Consider the following 24,452-nt stretch of genomic DNA (forward strand, 5'->3'; position numbering starts at 1 on the left):
AGCTGAAATTTGAGCTAAATCATCCAAATTTTCGCTACGACAAAAGATAAGTGCACAGAAGCTAAGTAAAAGGTCTATAGTTAGCATAGGTTCGATATAGAACGACTACATTTATCTATAGTATAAAAAGGGACTCGTAATCACATTATAAACTGAATTTGTCACCCTGGTTTTCAGATGGGCATTACTTTACCAATTAATCAAGGAGGAAATCATGAAAAAGGAATCCTGTTCAAGCTGCATTCAATCTTGTTTAGAATGTTTAAAAGCCTGTGAGGCTTGTGCCTATCAATGCTGTATAGGAAAGGACTCACATCTCGAATGTTTTAAACTCTGCACTACTTGTGCCGATATTTGCGCGCTATGTGCCAGACTCTGTATGCGCGGTCACATGGCCTTTTGTGAAGAAATCTGCGCTCTTTGTGCGAAAATCTGTGATGCCTGTGCTTCAGAATGCGACAGACATGATGAGGAGCTGTGTAAAGCCTGCGCTAAGGCGTGCAGAGAATGTGCTAAGTCATGCCGCGAATGTCATTAATCTACCGAAGATGTGGCGCGGTTCAGAGCTCGCGCCGCATTGCAAACAGTAAACAATGCATTATGCTCAGGTAAGGGATTGCTCCTTATAATTCATGTTACGCAGTTTCGTCTTTTTTGCATCTTTGGACGCATTTTGGAATTTCAAATGCTCATTTACTCTACGTAAACTGCGCTTTAAAATTCCAAAATGCGTCCAAATCTTCTAAAAAAATACGGTGCTGCGTAACATGAGTTATAAGGGATTGCCACTTGAAGAAGGATAAAAACCTATGCAAAAAATTACTCCGCATTTATGGTTCGACAAGGAAGCGAAAGAAGCTGTCCAGTTTTACACTTCCATATTTTCGCATTCCAGGATCGTAAATATAACAACAATCCATGAAGTTCCAACCCCAACAGGGGATTGCGATATGGTTTCTTTTGAACTTTCTGGTCATCCCTTTATGGCCATTAACGCTGGACCGTTATTCAAATTCAATCCATCCATATCGTTTATCGTGAATTTTGATCCTGCAAAAGACAGGAATGCAATAAAAAAACTTGATGTGCTATGGGAACAACTCGCTCAAGGCGGCACGGCGCTTATGCCTCTGGATAAGTATTCTTTCAGCGAACGCTATGGCTGGATACAGGACAAATACGGGCTTTCATGGCAGCTGATCTTTACGGATCCCAAAGGAGCAGAAAGACCAGCGATCATTCCCTCATTGTTGTTTGTGGAAGATGTTGCAGGACAAGCAGAGGAGGCTGTCAATTTTTATGTGTCAGTGTTCAAAAATTCAAAGCGAGGCTTCATACATCGTTATAATAAAGGCCAGGATCCGGAGAAGGAAGGTACTATAATGTTTACTGATTTTATGCTCGATGGCCAATGGTTTGCGGCGATGGACAGTGCTCGGGAGCACCAGTTTACTTTTAATGAAGCCATATCTCTTTTAATACCCTGTGAGACACAAAAAGACATAGACTATTATTGGGAAAAACTCTCTGCTGATCCGAAGGCTGAGCAATGCGGGTGGCTTAAAGATAAGTACGGTCTTTCATGGCAAGTCTGGCCAACGATGATGGGTGAAATGATGATGAAAGGCACACCTGAGCAAATCGCTCGTGTGACTCAAGCCTTTCTTCCAATGAAAAAATTTGACATTGCAGCTCTTCAGCGAGCCTACCATGGAAATAAATAAATTTTCGGGTCAGTTTGAGTCTATTGAAACCAAAAATATAAACCGGACAGGCAGGATATCCCATCTGATTTTCGAAAAAAATCAGCTTCACTTGTTGGGCAATTTACTGATTTGCTCTGCTACTTCAGGTTCATTAATGCCACGAATAATCACATGATCTTTTTTCTTGATATTGGTCACTTCGTAGTGAAGTTTACCTAAAACTTTACCTAAATCCACTAAGAAATCAGAAGATTTTACGTGGCGTTTATTCTCAACTTCTTCAAGAGAGATTAGTGCATCTACATGATGTTGACCATCTGTGCGCAAATGAGCGGAAACCTCAGGGCCTACGAGAGATTTCAGAATAGCTGCAGTCGAGGTGTCAAGGTTGTTTGCTTCATAATTGTAACAATTAGCGCTGAGTTTATCCCAGAAATGTGTATCAATATTTGTATCCGTGTTTTTAAAAATATCAACTCCCAAGGGGAAATACGAGAAATTATTTTCTACATAAGCATTAACCAATTTTTTGTAAGCTGTAGTTTCATTATCCGGGTTATGTACATGGTACCAGAGGTATTGATCCGCATTTTCATCGTGTTCTTTAATCATTTGCTGAAAGATACAATGGCCAAATCCCAGAAGGACAACGATGCCTCCGTCATTTTCCTTCGCAAGTTTTAAGGTGTTTTCCGTAAGTGTGCTTTCTCTTCTTATAGAGGAGAGACTGGGCTCCTTAAGTTGCTCAGAGACAGGTAAATCAATTCCCCCAAGTTTAAACCCCTGATCTTTCATTGCCTGAAAAAGTTGCGCTTTAGAAACAACACTTCTTAATTTTTCAATTTCGTGTTCTCGCTTAGGATCATTAAGAGACAAGTTAGATACGGTGGTTACTTGCATTTTAACGAGTGTATTTTGCAGTGCAAGCATTTCTTCCAAGGATGCTCCTGGTTCCATTCCATCCACGCAGATAGTGGTATATCCTGTTTTTTTCAAATGAGGTAGTTGGCTAATAAGAAAGTCGCTTGTTGCCCTATCAGCATGGCTCTCATATAACACCACGGGAGGAAGGCTGTATTTAGACTTAGGCATTCTTTTCTCCACTTGAGTGAATGGTAATATTAAATATAATTCTTCTAGATTAAGAGAGTATTAAATTTGAAGAAAATGACTAAAAATTACGCTTTTTAACTGCATTTGTCTAGGTTCTGATTATCTTTTTGAGTGAGTGGCTGTTCTATTAACGAACTTAAATTTGAGAAAATCAGCCGAAGTTGCAGCCGCTAAAAGATAAATGCACGGAACCTGGCATGGATGTGATTTTTGGGATCCGGAAAATTAGCTTTTCACTGCATCAGCCTGTCTTTTTGTATTTTTCTGCGAATATTTGCTAAAAAATACTGTGCGGCGTAATATAGTTACTATCTCTCGGCTTCGTAAATTGTTCACAAAGTCGAGTAACTATAGAAATAATAAATTGATAATAAATCGTTCAAAATAGCATTTTTCCTCTGAATTTTTCTATATAAAAAACCCAATTTCATCGTTATCAAGTTTTTGTTTTACTATTTTTCGTTGGAATAAGCCAAATCATTTAAAAAAGAGGTTTTTTACATGGGATGTTTCACTGAAGCTTACGAACCTGTTATTGATGTTAAATTTAAGGTAAAAAAAAATACACAGAAGCATTTTATTGAATATTTGCTGAACTATAGTGAGTGTGATTTTAATGCGCTGGCTAAAATTCTTGAAATTAGTCCGCTGAAATTTAATCTTGTGCTTTCCGGAAAAGGTTATCTGGATAAAGATACAGTCATAAAATTATTTAAATACTTTATTATGATGGTGGAAAATTGAAGATAATTTCAGGGTCTTATTTTTTGATTCAAAAAAATTTTGATATTGAAGATATGGTTATAAAAAGGGTACAAAACTGAGTATCGCTGTTCTTATTCATTTTTACTTTCTTTTCGTTTTTTGAGCCATTTTTGATAGCATCCTTAATAGCCAAATTTTGAAGCCGTTAATAACTCATATTACGCAGCTTCGTCTGTGCTGTGTAACATGAGTTAATAATAGAACTATGGTTTCATTATAATGGCTCATAGCAAGTGTCAATGAATACTTTTTTTACTATATTAGGGTAACAATAACAACAATGGCATCGTATGTCTTTTTTATTCAATCTATTTATTATTATTGCTGATCAATTCATGCTTTTTGGCATTAATGTTCTTGTGGCCAGAAGTGCAGGTGCGTCCTTGTTTGGTGATTTTACAGTAGCTACAAATGCACTGTATTTAATCGCAACGATAATGACTTTTGGTATTGACTCAATCATTGCCTATTATGTTCCAAAATTTTATATCAAGGAACGTTATGAACGAATTTTTGCTTTGACGATTTCAGTTAAAAATTTCCTAACGCCAATACATATAACCATACTGTTGCTTGGAGTTACTCTGAGCATAGCGATTATTGCGCTAAGTCGTGCACTTGAACATCTTCATTTTTTTGAGATAAATCACCCATTGATGCTTTTTCTTTGGGGAGCCGTTGCCATTTCACTTTACCATATATATATACAGTATTTGCAAGCCATAGATTACATGCGAATGTCAGTGCTGTTAAGCCTGTTGCAAACTGTGTTTTATTTTATACTCAGCTTATTTACGTACTTTTATCTCTATTCGATTTTATTTCATCATGATCGTAACTATTTCCCTCATATCATGTTAATGGCCTTTATTTTAAGCTATGTTCTGATTTTGCTTACCGTCCCTTTGATGTATAAAAAAGCTAAATTGGAGATATTATCCACAACAAATATTCACCATATACAACCCCTGCATGTCTGGAAAGAAAAAATTTATGGCTATTCGATACAAAATATTACTCGATATGTGTTTACCACGATTCCATTACTGGTTATGGAGTGGTTGGGGCAGAGTGAACATGCTGTAGGATTATTTTCTGCCGTGGTTTCTATTATTTCCTTGGCATATATAGGTATCAGCCCCATCGGAATTTTAATTGCCCCTGATATTTCGGCGGCATTTACTCAAGGTAAGCGCATATTGCGAATTAAAATGAAAAAATATTTAATTATCTGCCTGAGCATAGCCGTTGCCACTGCTTTGACAATAGGTGTTTTCGCCAAACAAATTCTATTGTTTTTTCAGTCAAATTTCATTGATGCATTGCCTTATACATATATTGCTTTAATAAGTATTTTTACCTATGCACTCTCTATACCACTGGCAAGAATGGCCCAGTTTTCACGGCATGGCAACAGAATTGGTGCGCAAATCTCTTTTTTCCTCTTAAGTTTGCAAATCATTGCTTGTCTTATCCTTATTCCGTGGCTTAATTTGGTAGGCGCAATGATATGTTATATCGGCAGCGGTATTACTTATAATATTATTTTAATCGTTATCGCTATAAAAATTTATAAAAAAGATACTCACTTTGAAAATACCCTTTAAGATGACAATTCCAGAGATTTTTGGCGCTAATTAATCGTATTTTTATCCCGTTAAGGTAGATGCTCATTTGATGATGAATCCCAACATATCGCAAGCAAGGATAAAAATAATGAATGCCCCAACCAGATTAAATACGACAGATAAATGTTTAGGCATTTTTCTGGCAAGAGCCATTCCAACAATAACGGATGCGAAAGCAAAGCCTCCAATAGAAAGCAGGTAAGCTAATAAAGGCTTGTTGGAAACTCCCAGACTGACACCTACGGCAAGCGCATCAATACTTGTTGCTAATGAAACAATTAAGACTTTTGCAAATCCGTGAAATGCTATAGTTTCAATATGACTGCTTTTGTTTCTCAATTCTAAAAATCCTTCATAGACCATATGAGCTGAGACGGAAAAAAGTAAAATAAAAGCAATCCAATGATCAATGGGACTAAATTGAGAAACAATTTTTTCCCCAGCCATAGCCCCTAATAAAGTTAAAATAGTTTCTGCACCACCTGAAGAAGCTGCGAACTTTAAAGAATCGCTGAACTTATGCGGTCTGAAACCCATAGCTACGGCCGCTGAAAATGAATCTGCACTGAGAACTAATCCTAAAATTATTGGTTCAAATAGATTGATGTATAACTGCACTGTTTTCTTACCTTCGCCTTACTCTGCCAAAAACGATATTTTTTTGTAAAAAATGCAAAATTTTATAACTTTCTATTTTAAAACTTAAGAAATCAAAATAAAATTGAGCTTCCCAGAATTTTCAGATATCCACTCGTGCATGTAACCAACCCTATAAGACCAAAGCAAATCCGTGATGGTGGTTTTAACCGATCTTTAAAAGACAGGCATATCCAATTAATAGCCTTAGGTGGAATAATAGGTTCTGGCTATTTTCTTGGAACAGGTGAGATGATTCATTTAGTTGGTCCTGCTGTGTTTTTGGCCTACATACTTGGGGGGATAATCATTTATTTAACCATGCTATGTTTGGGTGAGCTGGCGGTAGCCATACCCGTTTCCGGATCATTTGTTGCCTATAGTTCAGATTTTATTGCCCCTGAGGTAGCCTGCGGTGTGGGCTGGTCATATTGGTTAAGCTGGGTGGCTTATATTCCCGCTGAATGTGTCGCAGGTGGCATTATAATGGAAATGTTCACGGGTATAAATGGTTATATTTGGGCCGTTGTATTTGGCATGTTAATAACCTATTTCAATTTGGCTAAAGTTGAAGCCTTCGGAGAGATAGAGTTTTGGCTTGCATTGATAAAAATTGTTGCATTACTGGGGTTTGTTATTCTATCAATCTTGATATTCTTCGGTTTAATACATGGAAATCAGCCCCATCAACCTATAGGCTTAAACTTTTTATTTCATAAAGGGGGACTTTTGCCTAATGGCTCCATGGCATTGCTTACCGGTATGGTTTTATTACTGGTGAATTATCAAGGCTCTGAAATCATCGGCCTTGCTGCAGGGGAGTCTAGAAATCCTGAACGTGTGATACCTAATGCCATTCGTAATGTCACTTTACGAATTATTTTTATTTATGTCATTCCCGTATTTTTCTTAGTGCTTATATTTCCATGGCAAAAAGCTAATTTGAATAACTCCGTTTTTGCCGATGCACTGAATTTTTATGGTCTAAAATGGGCTGGAACCATCACAAGTTTTGTGACCCTGACGGCTACTCTCTCATGTGCCAATTCCGGACTATATGGTACAGTTCGTTCTTTAAATGCATTAGCTAGAGAAGGGATGGCTCCGGAATCATTGGCTAAATTTAACCATTTAGGCATCCCCAAAAATGCCGTATTTTTTACCTTGGCAGCCGTTTGGACTTTATTGGCATTTGGTTATTTTTTTGGACAGAGCAAACTTTATATCGCATTATTACTTTTATCAGGGTTTACGGGAATGTTATGTTGGATTTCTCTTTGTTGGGCACAAATTAACTTCCGCAAGAGGCTCAAAATTCAAGGTTATTCGGTGGCTGATTTGAAGTTTGCGGCACCAGGTTCTCCATATACAGCCATGTTAGCTATTGGTTTAATGCTGGCTTCGTTAATTTTGTTGCTTTTTAATAATGATTCAATCTTTATCGTTTCCTTTGCAATAGGATTAATTAGTTTTATCGTGCCTTTTTTAGTCTATAAATTTTTCAATCTTGCCCAACGTCGCCAACACATCATAGAAAGACAACAGCGGATTAAATTTGAAGATCTTTTCCCGGAAAGAACTTCTTCTTTATATTCAACGAAGCCTATTGATCTTAATCGTACACAAGAAGAATGTACCTCGCTCGATAGGGTATAAGATTTAGGATGAAAATGGATCTTTCATTGAAACTTTGTGTGCCTCTATCTTGGTCGGTTTTTCGTTGAAGTCATTTCTTTACAATGCTCACGGGCTTAAAACTTTTAAATATTCTTTAAAAAGTGCTGTAGGAAGATGTTGACTTTGACCAAATATATTCATAAGAATAACGATGGTTGAATCGGTTTGAGGATGGTACATCACCAATGAGGTATATCCTACAAACTCACCCGTATGCCCAATCCAGCCTTGGATTTCTCCTATGCCCATACCATATTTATCATATTCCGGGCAATTAACTGGTCCTCTTCCAGGAACAGTATCAGCACAGGGTGAAAAAACGACAGGCATGAGACTGGCTATCCGTATTTTTTGCATTCCTGCACTCAATAATTGACCTTTCCCTAATGCAATACCCCACGCATGCAAATCATCCAGGCGAGAAATCATAGCGCCTGAAGCTGCAGCCCCTGTTGGGCTTGTGTTAGTGAGATCCTGGAGTGGGCTAAGTCCATAGCCATGAGCAAAAGGTTCCGGTATCGGAAGGGTATAGGGATAAAAGGTATTGGAAAGTCTAAGTGGAATGAGCAAACGTTGAGTGATTTCATTCGCAATAAGTTGATGGGTTAGCCTTTCAATGATGACGCCTAAAATGACCGTATTTGTATTGGAGTAATGCCAGTTTGTTCCCGCCGGAAAATAAGGGAGGTTGTCATTAGCTATTGAAATCAGTTCCAAAGGCGACCAGACACGTGTTAAATCATTAAAAAACTCATTCACAAAATCGGGGTCTTCCGTATAGTTAAAAATACCACTTCGCATGTTAGCAAGTTGTTTCATCGTTGCATTGCCATTTTGAATACCTGGTAAAAAATGACTTAAAGGAGCGGATAACTGAAGCAATCCTTGTTCGATTAATTGCAACATGACCGTTACAGTAAATGATTTGGTGATACTCCCTATTCGAAAATGATCAGAACGATTTATCGGTATTAACCTCGCTAAATCAGCAAAGCCATTCTCTATAATTAACTGACCTCGCCCACCAATCCAGATTCCAGATACTATTCCAGGTATCGCGTATTGCTGTCTAAATTGATTCGTTATTATACGTAATTGAGATGCTATTGTACTGGGTAAGCATTTTCCCGGTAAACAAGGACTGACTTCAACATTCAATTGATCCTGAAAGCTTGGCTGTGAACAAAGAAAAGGACTTGGACCATTATCTCCTGAACCTTTGGTTTTACAAATAACAGGCCCAGAATGTATGGATGTCATAAGGCTGGCGTTTAATTGCAGATTGAGTAGACAAGACGCTTGAGGAGCCAATATAAATGGATTACCGCATAAGTTTGGGCCTAATAATTGGGTCACTCCTGGTATAGGAACCATAGTGAGTATTCTGGTTATTTTGGTATTATTGACTATTTGGTATTGTGCAAAACTAATATCGTTACCTAATAGATTGTCAGGGGCTTTTTTTATTGCAATGACACTAAATGTTGGTTTTGATATTGAGTCGGTCATCATTGCCTGGAGCATACAGGAAGCAAGGAATAAAAGGCTGCCAATAAAATAATGTAATTTTTTTGCATTCATTTTTATATGAATGATTGAGAAAACCAGTCTTTTAACCACAGAGGCAGTTTTAGAGGGTATAAAAATCATGGAATTTGTCCTCCTTGGACCGGCAACTTTGTACCTATTTTGCTTTGTCAAAGGAAATTAAGCAAATTGATTGAGTTCTTTTATTGGATTGGGTTGAGCTAACAATTTATTTCCTGAAAGCAAAAGGCTGATAATCAATATCTTTTTGACTGGCTTAAAGATATTAAAACAGTATTTGCTTAACACGACTTTAATCTATCATCTGGGTAATGCTGATTCTTCTTTTGCTTTATCATTTTTCTTTATCCTCATGCTTTTTATTTTGCTTCTGTATCACCAAAAAATATTTGAATAATCAAAAAAACAGAGCTTGCATTTTTCGTACATTGTGTCGGATGATATCGACCATAATATAATTTATACATGACATTATGAAAAAAATTAATTTTTTTTTATTGGTTTCTTTAATAAGCAATGCCTATTCTAATGGCTTACACGAACTTGAAAAAAACTCTCTCTTATTTCAGTCTAATCAATTACAAAAACAATTAAAGCCTTTCGTCAATCAATGGTCAAAACCATACATTAAACCCAATTATTATAAAATTCTTCAAGATTATTCCGTTTGGTATGATGCATATCCTGATTCTATTATTACCAATAAAAACCAAAGCTTAATCGAGTTTTTAGGAAGTCCTGAACTTTGGTCCACGCTTTCGTCTGTTGGAATAACTGCGATTCATACGGGACCTATGAAATTGGCAGGAAGTTATTATAACGGCCATTATGGTCCCACTGTTGATGGGGGGTTTGATCCAATTGGTATGAATATCGCTCCTTATTATGGTACAAACCAGCAGTATCAAAACATGACAGCACAGGCTGCCTCTTTTCACGGAATAATTATCGGTGATTTGGTTCCTGGTCATACTGGGATTGGCCCGGATTTTCAATTGGCTTTAAAAAATTATAAAAATTATCCTGATATTTATATGCTGATTGAAATAAAAAAAGAGGATTGGAGCATATTACCTGAAATCAAAAAAACCGAATTATTTAAAAACCTTACGGCAGAACAAGTTGATAAACTCATTGAAAAGAAATATCTACCTGGCCACTTGGAAAGGGTCCTTTTTTCTCTGCCCACACTAAAAAAACCAACTGCTTGGGAAGTAACCGGTAAGATTACCGGGGTGGATGGCGTCAAACGTCGGTTTGTGTATCTGCATTATTTTAAACCTGGACAACCATCGCTAAATTGGCTTTCCTTTAGTTTCGCTGCTCAGCGCATCATATATGGACAACTGCTTCACTCACTTAAAGTGTTAGGGGCCAAGGGATTAAGAATTGATGCCAATCCTTTTTTAGGCATTGAACCTGCAGAAGGAAGTAAAGTTGCTCATTCTGAAGCAACCGACGTTTCGATGATAGTCACAAGAATAATTTCTCAAATGATAAGAAAAATGGATGGATGGTCTTATCAGGAATTAAATATGCCAATTAATACGATAAAAAAGTATATGGAGAATGGACCTGAATTTTCTTATGATTTTATTATGCACCCCGGGATTGAGCATGCCGTACTCACTAAAGATGCAAGGTTATTAAATACTTCTCTTCAGCTTATGCTGGATAATAATATTCATTCGTCAAGGCTAGTCCATGGACTTCAAAATCATGATGAAATCAACTATGAACTGAATGAATTTACAAAAAACCCTGAAAAACTTTATATCTTTGGCCAAAAAAAACTCATCGGTAGAGAAATCAAACACATTGTCATCGATCAATTGCAAAAATTGGCTTTAACCAAATCTTATAATGCATCATCCGGAAATGGGTTATGCACTACATTAGCAGGACTTATAGCGAGTCGGCTGAACATAAACAATCCATATGCGATGAAAGCGCATCAAATCGATAAAATAAAACAAGGCCTCTTGTTAATGCTGGTATTTAACGGAATGCAACCCGGTATTCTTGCAATATCCGGATGGGATTTAACCGGCTCCCTTCCATTAAAACCTTCAGATATCAAAGATAAACTGCAGGATGGAGATAATCGATGGCTAACTCGCGGGTCTTATTTTTTATTACCAGTGAATGAGCCCAAACACAGAATGCCAATAGCCAAGCATCTTTTCCCCAACCTTCTTATACAGCTTAAAGATAAAAACAGTTTTGTATTTTCTGTCCAATCAATTCTCACTTTAAGAAAAAAATTACAAGTAGCTGAAGGCAAAATAATTAAAGTTCTTCAAATTCATCCACAAATAACTGCTTTTATTACTCAGCTTCCCAATAAGTCCTATCTTTTAACGGCCATCAATTTTTCTGATAGCACTTATGAATTTGATTTAAATAAACACATAAAAACCACTTCGCCGCTTTATAATCTTTTTTCTCATGAACATTTGCCCTCTTCTTCTATAAAAATAAAAGATTTCAACTTCATGCTGCTTAATTTTACTTAGAGTGCTGGTAAATTTGACTAATTTAAGCTTAAACAGGATTCATTTCTTTTAATGTTAAATTCTTCTGTTTTCGGGGATGTTTCTAAGTACTTATCCTTGTTCTTATCCTGTTCATTAACAATATAGTTTACATACGAGCTTGAAGGGTTTGTTTTTTCAGACAGACGACTTTGAATGTAATTATAAGTAGGCTCAACATCATGTTTATTTTCATGCTTTTTATCCTGGGAAGAAAACATCTTGTCTAATTTTTTTGCTGTTTTTTGAGATTTTTTGATATTATCGTGAATCTCGATGCCCGATTTTATCAAAGTTATTGTTAAATTTACTATCGATAAAACGATCATAAGAGGACCAAGAACAGGCATAACAGGCATTATTCCTATTCCAAGAATACCCAATAACAAACCGGTGGTTGCAAGTGTAAAGTCAATATAGCACGCTATTCTCTCTTTTCTCTTTATAGCCAGTTCTTTTTCGTACAATGCCTGAGCTCCATGAGCTTCAGCGTATTTTAATTTGCTCTTTAGCTCGCATAATAATAAAAATAATTTCTCTTGCTTGTCTCGCTCATCATTCTGCTGCGCTTTTTTTATTTTATCCTCCAATGTATTAAGTTTTTCTTTATATTTCTCTACAAGATAGCCGGGGTTTTTACGGTATTTCTTTTTTAGCTGATAGGTTTGATATATGTTTGAACCAAAAGAAAAAAGCGAGTTGACCACCCAGAAGCCAAGCAGACTCAATCCGATGACCAAAGCAGCCGCAGGGTAGGTTAAAGTTAAATAAAATGCAGGTATCGACAGACTTAAGCCAATTATCAATACAATGACCGCTCTTATTTTTTCTCTTTTAGAGATATTAGGATTTGCCACCGTTGCAATTGTATTTGCTATAAGGCCAAGGCAAGATATTAAAAGCCCAGCAATGCCCATGGTTTTTCCAGTAGATTTGCTGACCCTGGCTAATTTCGCAATAAAATTAAAGATTGCGGATAAAGCATTCGACACAAAACCCAGGCATTGAGATAAATATGAGACAGTACTCCAAATTTTTATATTGGATGCTGACATTAGAAGCCCTTAATTTGAGTGCGAACTTTGAAATGACAATAGCAATTTATTAAACACAAGATACATATAATCGTCAAAAAAGAATACGTTTATATAAAAGATGGTTTATTGATGCAATCAGGAAGTATTAAAGAAAGGATGTTGAACTGAATATCATGACTTATGCCAAGTGCTGCTTGGCTAAAATCAGCAAGTATCCCAAAGCTGGTTATGGACTGCATGTTTTTTTCAGCCATGCTTGCTTCCAGGATTGGAGGCACTCACAGGCTGCAAAATCTTTTCATCATACAACTGGGTGATGAAAGGGATGCAGGCCGATACCAGTTCGTTTTCATTTAATTGGGGATGCATTTCGCACAGTGAATGGATAATCTCTCTTGCCGACATTGTTTCATGAAGCATCATTGATAACAGCTGAAAACTCATTTCGTTGATTTTTAAAAATTCAACCTCGCCTTTCATTTGATAGACCATCAGGTAAGTTTTAAAGACGGTTTGAGGCTGGTAATCCGGACTGATTTTATCCACTTCATAGTTGTATTGTAAAAGTCTTGCGGTATTTGATAACTGCCATGCTTGTTCCAGCAGACTGATTGCGCCTGCGGTTGGTTGTGTATTTTGTGGTTCACACAGTTCAACTTCAAGCTCAACCCATTCATAGTGGGCAAGCTCGTGAGCAAAAGGATAGCCCGGGACAGGATGTGCTTTTAGATACTCGACCATACATAAAGGCACTTCATGGAAAATGGGGGTTAGTACCTGATGATGCTTTAAAAAGTCTTTGAGAATACCCCACCAAATTTTTTTAGGTAAAATAGAGAGTAATACCGGAAAGCAGGGACTCACGACATCATGGAGATTATTGAGTAATAATTCCCGATAAATAGTTAATCGTTTTTTATCAAATGCAGATGTTTGAGCGTTATCATGTCCCCTGGCAGCAAAGCTAAAAGCGTTTTGCAATTGCTTGAGAGCCTCACTCATGCTTCGGCCTCCATGCTTTGTATGGAATAAATCTTTTGGGTTTCATTCAATAAGGCATTAAGAGGGGGTATATCTGAATCACGTTCCAAAAGCGTTGGTTTGATGCCATGGCATTCGTAAGTATGTCGTAATAAGTCCCAAACAGGGTCAATGACTTGAGCCCCATGGGTATCAATGATTAAATCGGGCTCGCGTTGTTCATGACCGGCTATATGAATATAAGCGATTTTTTCAGAAGGTATCTCGCGTATAAACGCATACGGGTCATAATTATGATTCGCGCTGTTAACATACACATTGTTAACATCAAGCAGCATGAGGCAATCACTTTGTTCAAGTATCGCTTTAATAAACTCAATTTCAGGCATTTGCTGGCCCGGTGCATAATAGTAAGACGAATTTTCAAAGGCAATTTGCCGTTGTAAAGCTTGTTGTACGCTAATCATTCTTTGACTGACATAGTCAATCGCATCTCTGGTAAAAGGAATGGGTAACAGGTCATGAAAATAACCTCGGCTATCACTGCAATAACTTAGGTGTTCGCTGTAACAATCAATCTGATACGTTTTGAAAAAATCATCTAATGCTTCGATAAAAGAGCAATCAAGCGGTGCCGGACCACCTATAGATAAACTTAAGCCATGAGCCACTAAAGGATATCGTTTACTGAATTCTTTGAGAGCTTTGACTCGTTTACCTCCCATGTTCATCCAATTTTCAGGAGCGATTTCTAAAAAATCCACGGCTTTGTCAGTGCAGTTTAACAATTCATCACTGAACTCAGTTCTTAAACCCAGACCGGCTCTCTTTAGTGCTTTAAAACTCATTATGAACTCCAAGTCAGGCGGATAAGTCATGCAGCTTAACCGCCTGCAATGGTTGATTAGGATTTAGAACCGCATTTACCAGCGCCACATTTGCCGGCACCGCATTTGCCGCCATTAGAGCCACACTTCCCGCTGCCGCATTTACCATTTCCGTTTTTGTCATTTTTATTGTTATCGGTATCGCTTTCACTTTTAGCGATTTTAAAACTGCCGTCAGTATTACTGTATCCAGTCTGTAGTTTTTCAGCCTGGAATGGGTTGCCGGTATCGGCATTGGCCATATTGGCCAAGCCAAGGCTTAGGCTTGCGCCCAGAGCTAATAGCGTTGATTTACTTTTCATGGTCATCTCCTTGATGATTGCTGGGTTAATTGAATGATTTGATGATTCTTTGATGAAGTTCTGAGTCTTCCTGCCACTTGGGTTTTGCAAAAGAGTGAATTATTACTCATGTTACACAGTTTCGTTTTTTTTGCCTCTTTGGACGCATTTTTGGAATTTCAAATGCTCATTTACTCCATGTAAACTGCGCCTTAAAATTCCAAAATGCGTCCAAATCTCCTAAAAAATAGTGTGCCGCGCAACATGAGTTATTGCCGAAATTGTTTCAAAAATCACCGGCAATGGTTTTTCTCCTTAATTAAAATATTTTCAAATATAAATATAATGTTAAACGCTCATCTTACAAACTCATGTTACGCACTAAACCTTGCTGCTCCCTGAAATTTAATTAAAATTTCATCCCTGATTTTTAGGGAGGAAGATTTAATGGATATGCTTGATATTTATAGTGACTATTTGATTTGCCAGAATAAATATGCAACAGCTACAGGTTTATCGGAGATGTTGGATGGTGAATTTGCTCACGACAAGGTGACACGATTTTTACGACTACAAGATTTTGGTTCCAAAGCGCTCTGGAATTATGTCAAGAAGTCAGTCAGGGAGAGTGAAGCATCAGACGGTGTTCTTTTATTGGATGACTCGATTGAGGAGAAGCCTTACACGGATGAGAATGAAATTAATTGTTGGCATTATTCCCATGCTAAAGGTGATGTGGTCAAAGGGATTAATATCCTGACCTGCATGGTTCGGTATGGTGACTTCAGTGTTCCTGTTGGTTATGAAGTTATCAAAAAAGACGTTGCTTTTTGTGACATTGAAACAAGGCAAGCTCGCAGAAAGTCATCCACGACTAAAAATGAACTTTTTCGCAAGCTTATCGCACAAGCGGTTAGTAATCATGTGTTGTTTGACTTTGTACTTGCGGACAATTGGTTTGGCTCGAAGGCCAATATGGCTTACATCCATAATGACCTTCAAAAATCGTTTATTATTGGGATTAAATCTAATCGAACCTTAGCTTTATCCAAAAACGACGCCAACAACGGACGGTACACAAAAGTCAGAGAATTAGAGCTTGAAGAGGACATAGCCCACACAGTCTATCTCAAGGGATTAGACTTCCCAGTGAGGCTTTTGAAGAAAATTTTCAAAAACGAAAATGGTTCTACAGGGGTTCTCTATCTCGTTTCTAATGACATGACCAGCAGTGCCGAACGTCTTTATGAAGTGTACCAGAAACGGTGGCGGATTGAAGAGTATCACAAGTCAATTAAACAAAATGCAAGCCTGAACAAATCTCCAACCCGCACGGTTAAAACACAATCCAATCATATCTTTGCCGCAATCATTGCATACTGCAAACTGGAAATGATGAAAATAAAGACAAAATTGAATCACTTTGCCATCAAGTACAAATTAATACTCAGGGCTAACCAAATTGCCATGCAGGAGTTAAAAAATATGGCTCGTTAAAGTCAATTGTGCGTAACATGAGTTACAAAGTATTTTCTTTTGGTTGAGCAAGATGAGTTTTTTCAGGCACATTCATTTTGTAATGCGCAACAACAGCGTGTCTTTCATAGGAAACAAGATACATATGCAGCAGGTTAGGATTGTCTTTATCTATAAATAATATTGCTCCATCAATTGCCATATCATGATGATTGATCCATTCATCCTGCTCATTTAAAAATACTGAAAATTCTGAACGGTTTTCCGGTGGAAGACTCATTAAATCGTTGTAACGTTGCTTTAATGGCGCCGCACCTATCCCCATGAGATAAAGATGACCGTCAGCATAGTTTTGTGTATCAAGACGAGGAAGTTTATTCATATCAAAGCCGCTCAAGTAAAAATCGGTTATGTCCGTAAACTGCTGTAAATTCAGGTTGACTTTTTAGGAGTGGAGTCATCGCTAAAATTCGGTACTATTGAGTTGTGAAAAACAATAACTATCGAAGGAGATTAGCGATGACGGATTACAATATTACAGTTGGAAAGGAATTGCTTCCAGAACTTTTATCAAGCCAGGATGGGCTCGCAAAGCTTGTTGAAGGTGTATTGAATCAGGTATTGGAGGCACAGGTGTCAGAAAGTCTGGGAGCAGACAAGCATGAACGTTCAGGTGAACGTATAGGCTATCGTAACGGTTACCGTCCAAGACAACTATACACTCGTGTGGGACCAGTCACTCTTCAAGTGCCGCAGACACGTGATGGCTCTTTTTCTACCGATATTTTTAAGCGCTATCAACGCAGTGAGCAGGCTTTTGTATTGGCTCTGATGGAAATGGTTGTTAATGGCGTATCAACCAGAAAAGTTAATAACATTACTGAAGAACTTTGCGGTGCTAGTTTTTCAAAGTCAACCGTCAGTCAACTGTGTTCTGGTCTTGATGCAAGAGTCAGAGCCTTCAACGAGCGTCGGTTTGATGGTGACAACTACCCATTTATCATGGTTGATGCGATGTTTATCAAGTGTCGTGATGGTGACAGAGTCGTGTCTCGAGCAGCCTTGACCATCTCGGGTATCAGAAGTGATGGCTACCGTGAAATACTGGGCCTTCGCATTGGTGACACTGAGAGCTATGCTACATGGGATGAAGCGTTTAAATGGCTAAAATCTCGTGGGCTAAAAGGCGTGATGTATGTTGTGTCAGACCAGCATGCAGGGCTTGTGGAAGCGGCTAGAAAGCACTTTCAAGGTGCAACCTGGCAACGATGCCAAGTTCACTTGATGCGCAACATCCTCGGGCACTGCTCTGTCAGACACCGCAAAGATGTTGCTGAAAAGGCAAAGCTTGTTTTTCAGGCACCTGATATGGAAGAAGCCAGGCGTAGACGCGATGATTTTATTGATGCCTTTGAGAAAAAAGCACCAAAATCAGTTACCTGCCTTGAGGAGGCTTTTGACGATGCCATGGTAGTTATGGCGTTGCCGGAGAAATACAGGAAGCGACTTCGCACCACCAACATGCAAGAGCGAATTAACGAGGAAATCAGGCGCCGAGAACGAGTGATAAGGATATTTCCTAATGATGATTCTGCATGGCGGCTGATTGGCGCTTTATTAGCTGAACAAAACGAGCAGTGGCAATCAAGGCGTTATCTTAATATGGACGAATTTAATGACTGGCTGGCTGAGAATGAAGCCGGAAAGTCTAATGTTGTAGGGATGAATGCTTTGACTAAATAACGTACTAACTTGATAGGCTGAATTAATGGGAATTTACAGCACTTTTTGGACTTGACCTAAAAATCATAGCGTCGATCTTTATTTTGATAATGGATAATGAGTTCCTGTCTTTTTTTACCATCGGGTGTTTTAATTTGATTAAAGCTGGCTGAGATGGGCTTACCAATTAACTGATACTCGTTATTCCATGGCTTATCTTTGCGATATATTCCTGGCGGAAGGAAAGTGGAAAATTTCACATCATCTCGATAATAATCCTTAAATTGATGAATCTTGCGTTCTGCTATGATGTTTTTCTTCTTGTTAACTTGTTCGCCATCGAAAACCACAGGCTCTACAAAATTGGATTGGAATTTTACGGGGTATGAGCGAATCACTTCACGGAGTTTTTTCACATCGACAACTGTGCCTTCTGGATCAAACCAGTGCTCTAAATAATACCAATGATTGCGATAAGCTAATCCTGTGTTCTTTTCAAACACTTCCTTGTAATGTCCCAAAGGAAAGGTAAACCATCCTTGATAAAATAAAGTTTTTTTACCGTTTTCTTTATTAAACAGCAAGACTTCCCAAAGGCCGGCGTTCAAGCAGTTTTTTGCGAGCTCAGCGCTATAGATGTTCTTTTTTTCAAATCCATCTCCCCCTTTGATTTCAATATGAGGGCTGTTTAACTTAAAAGAGACTTGCTGTCGATTCCATTGTCTGTCGGTGAGTGAAATTCTAGTTAAATCTGGATCGTCTTTAACGCAGGCGGGCAGTGAGGGTGTCATTAAGCTGACATCAATATTTTTGAATGTGATGGTAGCACTTTCTTTATTGCCTGGTAGGAAAGTAAACGTAAAATGTGAGCCGTTTTCTTTTTTTAACTGTAATTTTTCGTGTGAGTACCTTCCATGTTGCTTGCTTAACATTGCCGGATTATCCGGATATTCATGGGTTTTATATTCTTTTACATGAAGGGATCATTACTGGCTTGGTATGGTATCGGTTATAAACGTACACGCCTACTGAGGCAATGAGTAGGATAGAGAGAATTAACATCGATACTTTAATTTTATTTCGCTTCAATCCTTGCATCCCTTCCTCCATTTGACCGCGATCATCTACAAGTAATGGCATTTTTGTCATATTTTATTTGTTTCATTATAGTTAATGGATCCAAATTAACAAAAAGAGTATCCATTCATTTTTTAAATACGAATGAATTTATAAGTGCACAAGAGCTCAACAATGAAAAAACTTTTATTAAGACTCTATCTTACACACTAAGGATGCAGAATTGGCTTTATTAATTCATGTTACGCAACACCGCCTTTTTTGCATCTTCCAGTGAATAATTTGCTAAAATACTGTGCTATAACATGAGTTATCAGCGATAATCTGGATTCGCGAAATCAAACCGACATCCAGCATCCCATTCTGAGCGTTGATTTCCATGCGCAGGCATCCCCCCGGCATTTTTTAAAATTTTAGCCAAATGCATCAGATTCCAGGTCATAAAAGTGGTGTTGCGGTTGGTAAAATCATTTTCAGGTCCACCTGAGTTTTCATCCAGATAAGAAGGACCTGGACCTGCTTCTCCTACCCAGGCTGCGTCAGCCTGTGGTGGAATCACAAAGCCTAAATGTTGTAAAGAATATAGAATATTCATCGCACAATGTTTGGCACCATCTTCATTGCCGGTGATTAAACATCCACCGACTCGGCCGTAATAGCTATACTGTCCTTTGTCGTTCAATATAGCGGAATTGCCATACAATCGTTCAATAACTTTTGTACAAACTGAAGATTTTTCACCAAGCCAGATCGGTGATGTCAGAATGAGAATATCGGCGGCCATGACTTTTTTATAAATGTCTGGCCAGTCATCTTTCTCCCAACCATGTTCAGTCATATCCGGATAAACGCCATTGGCGATATCAAAATCAACCGCACGGATTTCATCGACCTGCATCTTTTGCCGTTCCATGATGGCTCGGGACATTTTAACCAACCCATCGGTATGAGATAGCTCAGGAGAACGTTTCAAAGTGCAGTTAATAAACAGTGCTTTTAAATCTGAATAATCCTGTTTCCAGCTCTCGCATTGTTCGATTTGTTTTTGATTGAGTATTTTTTTCATTCCATTTCCTTGTTATTTCCAGTTATTAAAAAACGTTCAACCTGAACATAAAGCACTTTCCTTGCTCGATGCAATAAAGGCATTAGACTGTCTCAAATCCAGCAGGGAACAGATGTCTTTAAGTGATAACTGCTCTCAATGTCATGCAGAATAAATATCAGGCCCTGCAGATGTGATAGATGTTCTCCTATGGTTAATATGGATGTATATTTTTACTCAAGCTTAACAGCGTATCTTTATCTCTCAGCAAATAAAGACTTAAGCAGGCAGCCCACATGGGAAGTGCAGCAAAAAATAATAAATGATTGCCGGTAAAAGGAGTGAAATAAGCGCCGATGGTTGAAAAGGCTGAAATAGTATGAAAAATCAATACCAATAAATAAGTGATGGATTTAAACAATCCCAGCAGAAAACCGAGGATTAATATCAACTCTAGTACACCTACAGCTTGCATCATATGTCCCATAATGCCCGATAAACCATAAAATGTTTCATAAACGGTACTTGCATGTTCTGGTCTAACGAGCTTATCAACGGTCCACATCAGCATGACGATAAAAACCGTGATTCTCATGCTAAAAAGTGATATTGCCAGTTTTTTCTCAAAGTTCATGTGTCCTCCTTGATTAACGACCATTGATATCCCAGTTGTAATAATATGAAATCGATTTTTGATGATTTAAAAGCTGTTGCTTAAGCTTGGGATTTGCAAATTGTGCCATGTGCTTTAAAACTTGCGATTCATTGGCGCCGAAATCCTTTTGATACCACTGATAGATTTTTGATAATCTTAAGTTATTGGGTTCTACTTTGACGCCATAAGAGCTGTTGACATATTCACGCGCTGCTTTTTTCATCAGTTCTTGACTGTTTTGGGCCGTGAACACTTTATTTTGCAATTGCGGACAACTCATCGAAGCACAGTTCAATGCATAATGCAGCAGAGGGGTATTCCAGATAGGGCGCAGAATCCGGTGTTCAATATCATTTAAAGTGATTTTTTGTCCTTCAATGGTGACAAGTGGCGCATCCCAGGGACCATAGCTGAAAAATCCAGGTGAAATATGAATGCTGGTAATGCTTTTAACCGGCCAGTGCTTGAGAATGAGTTGAATGGTTAAGGCATTATATAAATTAATCCAGTAAGCCAGCTGCTCTTGTTGATTAAATTCCCTGATGGGAAGACTGGTAAGCTTTTGAATGTATTGAGCCAGTGCTTTTTTGTCCTCAGCCGTGACTTTACTGTAATACACCAGATTGATACCCTTTTCTCCTTTAAATAAATAGCGGTCTAAAAAAATCTGATAGCTCGTGTGTGAAATGATTTTGTTGCTTTTTTCATTGGAAGCATCCCAAAACGACCAAAGATTTTTCTGTGGCGCGCTAAAGGATGTACTGATGAATAAAAGAAAGCTGCTAAGAATCCAGAGGATTTGCTTAATCATGAGACCAGCTCCTGTCGATGGTTTGGTCGGCAACTGGTTTAGGCTTGGATAGATGTACATTGTAAAACTGTTTAAGCCGGATAATGGCAGTTAATAAAACGAGAAAGGAAAATAAAAAAGCCAATGTTGAAAAATAGGCAGGCCAGAGCATCATAGCGATAAAAAATAAAAACGCCTCCGCTCGTTCCATGATGCCAGGGCTGTAATAAAAACCTTTATCAGAATCATTGCTCGTAAAAATGCCGACGACCAAAAAACTGGTAATACAGAGCAAAACGCTGCCTAACATCATGATGACCCAAAAACTGCGCGCATCGGGTGACACGACCCATAAGCTCAGGATGATTATAAATTCCACCCCTCGGTCGACGGTGATATCAAGCACTGTTCCCCAATCTGAAGACTGCTCTGTCAAGCGTGCCAAAGTACCGTCCAGGGTATCGAGGTATCCTGAAAACAATAATAAAACGATAGCCAGGATGGGGGCTCCGAAATACAGGCAAGGGAGTATCAACAATCCTGCAAAACCCGAAAGCAGCGTTAACTGGTTAGGCGATACGCTTCTTATTAGCCATTTTGCTACGGGGTCCACTAACATATGTTGATAAGGTGCTCTTATAAAAGTTTCTATCATTGTTATTTACCACCATAATTTCTGTAACCATGAAACGAGCTTGCGAACTTTTTTGGAGAACAGTTTGGGTTTGTAAAACTCGCCGGCCACTTGTTTGCTGACTTCGCTTAAAGTCGGATAAGGTGCGATGGTATCTGTAAAAGCTCGCAGGCTTTTACCTTCTCGAAGCGCCATCACCCAGGGAAAAATAAGCTCTCCAGCATGAACGCCGACAATCGTTACACCTGCAATTTTACCTTTTTTATCGGTAATGACTTTGATGGAGCCATCGGTTTCGTTTTCGGTTTGCGCTCTATCGGATTGACTGAATGACCCTTTGGTGATGATAAAGTCGGAGTGCTCTTTGATATCTACTTCTGTTTTGCCTACATGGGCAAGTTCCGGATAAGTATAGGTCACCCAGGGTACTGCTTCATAACTTATTTTGGCTGGCCATTTAAAGACAATGTTTCGTAAAACAATACCTGCCTGATAAGAAGCCATATGAGTAAATTGATAAGGACCAACAACATCTCCTATGGCATAGATGTGTTTTTGATGGGTTTGTAATCTCGTATTCACCTCAATGCCTTTGGATGAATAGGAAACCCCGGCTTTATCCAGGTTCAGTTGTTCAATATTTGCCTTTCTTCCGGTAGCAATCAGAAGATGAGAGCCTTCGATGATTTTTTCGCCTGAAGAGGTTTTGACTTTAACTTCAAGGATCTCTGCATTTTTCTGAGTCACTTCATTGACTTCAGCATGCTCTAAAATATCAATCTTCATGGCAAGCAAGGAGTTTTTTACGATTTCCACGCCGTCTTCATCATCTTTGGGTAGTATTTTTCTGGCCTCAAGAATCGTAACTTTACTACCCAGCATAGCAAAGGCTTGCGCCAGTTCACAGCCAATGGGTCCACCTCCGATGACGATCAAGTGTTTAGGCAGCAGGGTTAAATCAAAAATCGTTTCATTCGTCAGATAATTGATTTTATCCAGTCCTTTAATGGGTGGGACAAACGGAGATGTTCCTGTGGCAATGACTATCTTTCTGGCTTTGATGATTTGCTCACCCGCCTTGAGCGTCTGGGCATCAAGAAATTGAGCTTGTTCCTGAAATACCGTCACGCCTAAGGATTCAAAACGCTCTACCGAGTCATGGGGCGCAATGGTTTTAATGACGGAATGAACGTGCTGCATGACTTTGGAAAAATCAACAGACTTAAGTTTAATCTCTACGCCAAAGGCTGGTGCCTGATGCTGACATTGATAAATTGATTTGGCCGCGGCCAATAAAGATTTGGAAGGCACGCACCCGTAATTTAAACAGTCACCTCCCATTTTGTGGCCTTCAATTAATGCGACATTGAGTCCAAGTTGTGAGGTGCCTGAAGCCAGGCTTAATCCGGCTGAACCTGCGCCGATGATGGCCAAATCAAAGAAGTTGTCCTTACTCATTTTTGCTTCCTTTTCGTTTTTTGAACCATTTCTGATAAATGACGGGTAACAAAGACAAAGCGGCTAATGCCAATAAGGGATAAAAAACTTTTGGATCGAAAATGATATCGAGGTTTGGAGCTTGGTCGGTGGCAAAGATATGACTGAGTCCATTGCCGACCAATACATAGACCACGGAACCCGGCATAATGCCAAAGAAGGTTGCAATAATGAAAGTCACAGCATTCACGCCAAGCAAGGCGGGAACTATATTAATGACCCAAAAAGGAAACAATGGAACCAGACGAAGAAACAATAAATAAGAAAAAGCATTTTCTTGAAAGCCTTCGCGCATGCGACTGACCCATCCGGTAGCCTTTTGTGCGAGCCAATCACCTAAAGAAGTTTTCACTGCAAAATACAAAAGTGTTGCTCCCATGGTGGCACTGATAATCACCAAGATACTGCCAAACAAAGGGCCAAAGAGAAAACCACCGGCCAAAGTTAAAAAGGTAGCTCCTGGTATCGAAACCGCTACGGCAATCGTATAAATGATCACAAACGTCAGTGAGGACAGTAAAAAATATGAATTTGTCCACTCCAATAGCTGATTTCGATGCGTTTTAAGACTTTCAAAACTTAAATACTTTTGCAGACCTGTACTAAATATAAGGATCAACACAGCAAATATAATTATAAGAGGCAACCATCGCTTCAGGTGCATTAACCAAAGTCGTTTTTGATTACTGTTCAATTTCATCATCATTGCTCCAGTGGATATTGAACATGGTCACTCGTACCATCATTCATTCGTGTCCAAATC

At 38.6% G+C, this 24,452-nt stretch carries 24 protein-coding genes; 8 read left to right on the forward strand and 16 right to left on the reverse strand.

Annotated elements, in window-relative coordinates; all coding sequences use genetic code 11:
* Positions 1–214: 214 nt before the first annotated feature.
* Positions 215–538, forward strand: a complete 324-nt coding sequence (locus E4T55_RS15695) for a four-helix bundle copper-binding protein (RefSeq protein ID WP_058501100.1) — start codon at positions 215–217, stop codon at positions 536–538.
* A gap of 271 nt (positions 539–809) precedes the next feature.
* On the forward strand, positions 810–1,724 hold the full coding sequence (locus E4T55_RS10665) for a VOC family protein (protein ID WP_058501099.1): 915 nt from the start codon (positions 810–812) through the stop codon (positions 1,722–1,724).
* A gap of 87 nt (positions 1,725–1,811) precedes the next feature.
* Here E4T55_RS10665 and E4T55_RS10670 read toward each other — a convergent pair whose 3' ends face one another.
* Positions 1,812–2,798, reverse strand: coding sequence for a TraB/GumN family protein (locus E4T55_RS10670; RefSeq protein WP_058501098.1), 987 nt, complete (start codon positions 2,796–2,798; stop codon positions 1,812–1,814).
* Positions 2,799–3,320: 522 nt separating this feature from the next.
* Between E4T55_RS10670 and E4T55_RS10675 the strand changes: the two genes are divergently transcribed.
* Positions 3,321–3,563 carry a hypothetical protein gene (locus E4T55_RS10675; protein WP_058501097.1) on the forward strand — a complete coding sequence of 81 codons (243 nt, stop codon included), beginning with the start codon at positions 3,321–3,323 and terminating at the stop codon, positions 3,561–3,563.
* Between the two features lie 311 nt (positions 3,564–3,874).
* Positions 3,875–5,191 (forward strand): MATE family efflux transporter, encoded by a 1,317-nt coding sequence (locus E4T55_RS10680; protein WP_058501096.1) that lies wholly within the window; start codon positions 3,875–3,877, stop codon positions 5,189–5,191.
* A gap of 63 nt (positions 5,192–5,254) precedes the next feature.
* On the opposite strand, the gene E4T55_RS10685 is transcribed toward E4T55_RS10680, so the two are convergent.
* Positions 5,255–5,830: a manganese efflux pump MntP gene (locus E4T55_RS10685; protein WP_223168322.1), complete on the reverse strand. Its 576-nt coding sequence runs from the start codon at positions 5,828–5,830 to the stop codon at positions 5,255–5,257.
* Between the two features lie 135 nt (positions 5,831–5,965).
* On the opposite strand from E4T55_RS10685, the gene E4T55_RS10690 reads away from it, so the two are divergent.
* Positions 5,966–7,504 carry an amino acid permease gene (locus E4T55_RS10690; protein ID WP_223168321.1) on the forward strand — a complete coding sequence of 513 codons (1,539 nt, stop codon included), beginning with the start codon at positions 5,966–5,968 and terminating at the stop codon, positions 7,502–7,504.
* 87 nt (positions 7,505–7,591) lie between these two features.
* Here the strand turns inward: E4T55_RS10690 and E4T55_RS10695 are convergent, their stop codons facing one another.
* Positions 7,592–9,175: a serine hydrolase domain-containing protein gene (locus E4T55_RS10695; RefSeq protein ID WP_058501095.1), complete on the reverse strand. Its 1,584-nt coding sequence runs from the start codon at positions 9,173–9,175 to the stop codon at positions 7,592–7,594.
* Between the two features lie 371 nt (positions 9,176–9,546).
* On the opposite strand from E4T55_RS10695, the gene E4T55_RS10700 reads away from it, so the two are divergent.
* Positions 9,547–11,589 (forward strand): alpha-amylase family glycosyl hydrolase, encoded by a 2,043-nt coding sequence (locus tag E4T55_RS10700; RefSeq protein ID WP_058501094.1) that lies wholly within the window; start codon positions 9,547–9,549, stop codon positions 11,587–11,589.
* Between the two features lie 17 nt (positions 11,590–11,606).
* Here E4T55_RS10700 and E4T55_RS10705 read toward each other — a convergent pair whose 3' ends face one another.
* From E4T55_RS10705 to E4T55_RS10720, 5 genes are all read right to left on the reverse strand, one after another.
* Positions 11,607–12,662 (reverse strand): MFS transporter, encoded by a 1,056-nt coding sequence (locus E4T55_RS10705; RefSeq protein WP_058501093.1) that lies wholly within the window; start codon positions 12,660–12,662, stop codon positions 11,607–11,609.
* A gap of 89 nt (positions 12,663–12,751) precedes the next feature.
* Positions 12,752–12,898: a hypothetical protein gene (locus E4T55_RS15240; protein ID WP_156411794.1), complete on the reverse strand. Its 147-nt coding sequence runs from the start codon at positions 12,896–12,898 to the stop codon at positions 12,752–12,754.
* Entirely contained in the window at positions 12,891–13,646 is a 756-nt protein-coding gene (locus tag E4T55_RS10710) for an HvfC family RiPP maturation protein (RefSeq protein ID WP_058501092.1), read from the reverse strand. Before E4T55_RS10710 ends, E4T55_RS15240 begins: the two co-directional genes overlap by 8 nt.
* Positions 13,643–14,473: an HvfB family MNIO-type RiPP peptide maturase gene (locus E4T55_RS10715; protein ID WP_058501091.1), complete on the reverse strand. Its 831-nt coding sequence runs from the start codon at positions 14,471–14,473 to the stop codon at positions 13,643–13,645. The genes E4T55_RS10710 and E4T55_RS10715 overlap by 4 nt, the downstream gene beginning before the upstream one ends.
* A 56-nt stretch (positions 14,474–14,529) precedes the next feature.
* Positions 14,530–14,814: a hypothetical protein gene (locus E4T55_RS10720; protein ID WP_058501090.1), complete on the reverse strand. Its 285-nt coding sequence runs from the start codon at positions 14,812–14,814 to the stop codon at positions 14,530–14,532.
* Positions 14,815–15,240: 426 nt separating this feature from the next.
* Here E4T55_RS10720 and E4T55_RS10725 point away from each other — a divergent pair, with 426 nt between their 5' ends.
* On the forward strand, positions 15,241–16,290 hold the full coding sequence (locus E4T55_RS10725) for an IS701 family transposase (RefSeq protein ID WP_115325247.1): 1,050 nt from the start codon (positions 15,241–15,243) through the stop codon (positions 16,288–16,290).
* A gap of 22 nt (positions 16,291–16,312) precedes the next feature.
* Here the strand turns inward: E4T55_RS10725 and E4T55_RS10730 are convergent, their stop codons facing one another.
* A complete protein-coding gene (locus E4T55_RS10730; RefSeq protein ID WP_058501067.1) occupies positions 16,313–16,651 on the reverse strand; it encodes a hypothetical protein in 339 nt (112 codons plus the stop codon).
* Between the two features lie 137 nt (positions 16,652–16,788).
* On the opposite strand from E4T55_RS10730, the gene E4T55_RS10735 reads away from it, so the two are divergent.
* Positions 16,789–18,012 (forward strand): IS256 family transposase, encoded by a 1,224-nt coding sequence (locus E4T55_RS10735; RefSeq protein WP_115325208.1) that lies wholly within the window; start codon positions 16,789–16,791, stop codon positions 18,010–18,012.
* Positions 18,013–18,068: 56 nt separating this feature from the next.
* On the opposite strand, the gene E4T55_RS10740 is transcribed toward E4T55_RS10735, so the two are convergent.
* From E4T55_RS10740 to E4T55_RS15470, 7 genes are all read right to left on the reverse strand, one after another.
* The gene (locus E4T55_RS10740; RefSeq protein ID WP_058501807.1) at positions 18,069–18,923 is read right to left on the reverse strand and encodes a hypothetical protein; all 855 of its coding nucleotides are present in this window, start codon (positions 18,921–18,923) and stop codon (positions 18,069–18,071) included.
* A gap of 458 nt (positions 18,924–19,381) precedes the next feature.
* Positions 19,382–20,134, reverse strand: a complete 753-nt coding sequence (locus E4T55_RS10750) for a flavodoxin family protein (protein WP_058501805.1) — start codon at positions 20,132–20,134, stop codon at positions 19,382–19,384.
* A 193-nt stretch (positions 20,135–20,327) separates the two neighbouring features.
* On the reverse strand, positions 20,328–20,747 hold the full coding sequence (locus E4T55_RS10755; RefSeq protein WP_058501804.1) for a hypothetical protein: 420 nt from the start codon (positions 20,745–20,747) through the stop codon (positions 20,328–20,330).
* 13 nt (positions 20,748–20,760) lie between these two features.
* Entirely contained in the window at positions 20,761–21,579 is an 819-nt protein-coding gene (locus tag E4T55_RS10760; RefSeq protein WP_058501803.1) for a DUF547 domain-containing protein, read from the reverse strand.
* Complete coding sequence (locus E4T55_RS10765) at positions 21,572–22,213, reverse strand: CDP-alcohol phosphatidyltransferase family protein (RefSeq protein ID WP_058501802.1); 642 nt, start codon at positions 22,211–22,213, stop codon at positions 21,572–21,574. Before E4T55_RS10765 ends, E4T55_RS10760 begins: the two co-directional genes overlap by 8 nt.
* Before the next feature lie 6 nt (positions 22,214–22,219).
* On the reverse strand, positions 22,220–23,650 hold the full coding sequence (locus tag E4T55_RS10770) for a dihydrolipoyl dehydrogenase family protein (RefSeq protein ID WP_058501801.1): 1,431 nt from the start codon (positions 23,648–23,650) through the stop codon (positions 22,220–22,222).
* Positions 23,643–24,395, reverse strand: a complete 753-nt coding sequence (locus E4T55_RS15470; RefSeq protein ID WP_245183879.1) for a TVP38/TMEM64 family protein — start codon at positions 24,393–24,395, stop codon at positions 23,643–23,645. Before E4T55_RS15470 ends, E4T55_RS10770 begins: the two co-directional genes overlap by 8 nt.
* Positions 24,396–24,452: the final 57 nt, after the last annotated feature.

Source organism: Legionella israelensis (assembly GCF_004571175.1).
In the GTDB taxonomy this organism is placed as follows: Bacteria; Pseudomonadota; Gammaproteobacteria; order Legionellales; family Legionellaceae; genus Legionella_D; species Legionella_D israelensis.

Excerpts from the sequence above, each read along its gene's own strand:
- E4T55_RS10680 (WP_058501096.1), top strand. The coding sequence starts at position 3,875 with ATGTCTTTTTTATTCAATCTATTTATTATTATTGCTGATCAATTCATG.
- E4T55_RS15695 (WP_058501100.1), top strand. The coding sequence starts at position 215 with ATGAAAAAGGAATCCTGTTCAAGCTGCATTCAATCTTGTTTAGAATGT.
- E4T55_RS10770 (WP_058501801.1), bottom strand. The coding sequence starts at position 23,650 with ATGAGTAAGGACAACTTCTTTGATTTGGCCATCATCGGCGCAGGTTCA.
- E4T55_RS15240 (WP_156411794.1), bottom strand. The coding sequence starts at position 12,898 with ATGGCTGAAAAAAACATGCAGTCCATAACCAGCTTTGGGATACTTGCT.
- E4T55_RS10700 (WP_058501094.1), top strand. The coding sequence starts at position 9,547 with ATGAAAAAAATTAATTTTTTTTTATTGGTTTCTTTAATAAGCAATGCC.
- E4T55_RS10750 (WP_058501805.1), bottom strand. The coding sequence starts at position 20,134 with ATGAAAAAAATACTCAATCAAAAACAAATCGAACAATGCGAGAGCTGG.
- E4T55_RS10715 (WP_058501091.1), bottom strand. The coding sequence starts at position 14,473 with ATGAGTTTTAAAGCACTAAAGAGAGCCGGTCTGGGTTTAAGAACTGAG.
- E4T55_RS10665 (WP_058501099.1), top strand. The coding sequence starts at position 810 with ATGCAAAAAATTACTCCGCATTTATGGTTCGACAAGGAAGCGAAAGAA.
- E4T55_RS15470 (WP_245183879.1), bottom strand. The coding sequence starts at position 24,395 with ATGATGATGAAATTGAACAGTAATCAAAAACGACTTTGGTTAATGCAC.
- E4T55_RS10705 (WP_058501093.1), bottom strand. The coding sequence starts at position 12,662 with ATGTCAGCATCCAATATAAAAATTTGGAGTACTGTCTCATATTTATCT.
- E4T55_RS10740 (WP_058501807.1), bottom strand. The coding sequence starts at position 18,923 with ATGTTAAGCAAGCAACATGGAAGGTACTCACACGAAAAATTACAGTTA.
- E4T55_RS10670 (WP_058501098.1), bottom strand. The coding sequence starts at position 2,798 with ATGCCTAAGTCTAAATACAGCCTTCCTCCCGTGGTGTTATATGAGAGC.
- E4T55_RS10735 (WP_115325208.1), top strand. The coding sequence starts at position 16,789 with ATGACGGATTACAATATTACAGTTGGAAAGGAATTGCTTCCAGAACTT.
- E4T55_RS10710 (WP_058501092.1), bottom strand. The coding sequence starts at position 13,646 with ATGAGTGAGGCTCTCAAGCAATTGCAAAACGCTTTTAGCTTTGCTGCC.
- E4T55_RS10720 (WP_058501090.1), bottom strand. The coding sequence starts at position 14,814 with ATGAAAAGTAAATCAACGCTATTAGCTCTGGGCGCAAGCCTAAGCCTT.
- E4T55_RS10760 (WP_058501803.1), bottom strand. The coding sequence starts at position 21,579 with ATGATTAAGCAAATCCTCTGGATTCTTAGCAGCTTTCTTTTATTCATC.
- E4T55_RS10755 (WP_058501804.1), bottom strand. The coding sequence starts at position 20,747 with ATGAACTTTGAGAAAAAACTGGCAATATCACTTTTTAGCATGAGAATC.
- E4T55_RS10695 (WP_058501095.1), bottom strand. The coding sequence starts at position 9,175 with ATGATTTTTATACCCTCTAAAACTGCCTCTGTGGTTAAAAGACTGGTT.
- E4T55_RS10675 (WP_058501097.1), top strand. The coding sequence starts at position 3,321 with ATGGGATGTTTCACTGAAGCTTACGAACCTGTTATTGATGTTAAATTT.
- E4T55_RS10730 (WP_058501067.1), bottom strand. The coding sequence starts at position 16,651 with ATGAATAAACTTCCTCGTCTTGATACACAAAACTATGCTGACGGTCAT.
- E4T55_RS10725 (WP_115325247.1), top strand. The coding sequence starts at position 15,241 with ATGGATATGCTTGATATTTATAGTGACTATTTGATTTGCCAGAATAAA.
- E4T55_RS10765 (WP_058501802.1), bottom strand. The coding sequence starts at position 22,213 with ATGATAGAAACTTTTATAAGAGCACCTTATCAACATATGTTAGTGGAC.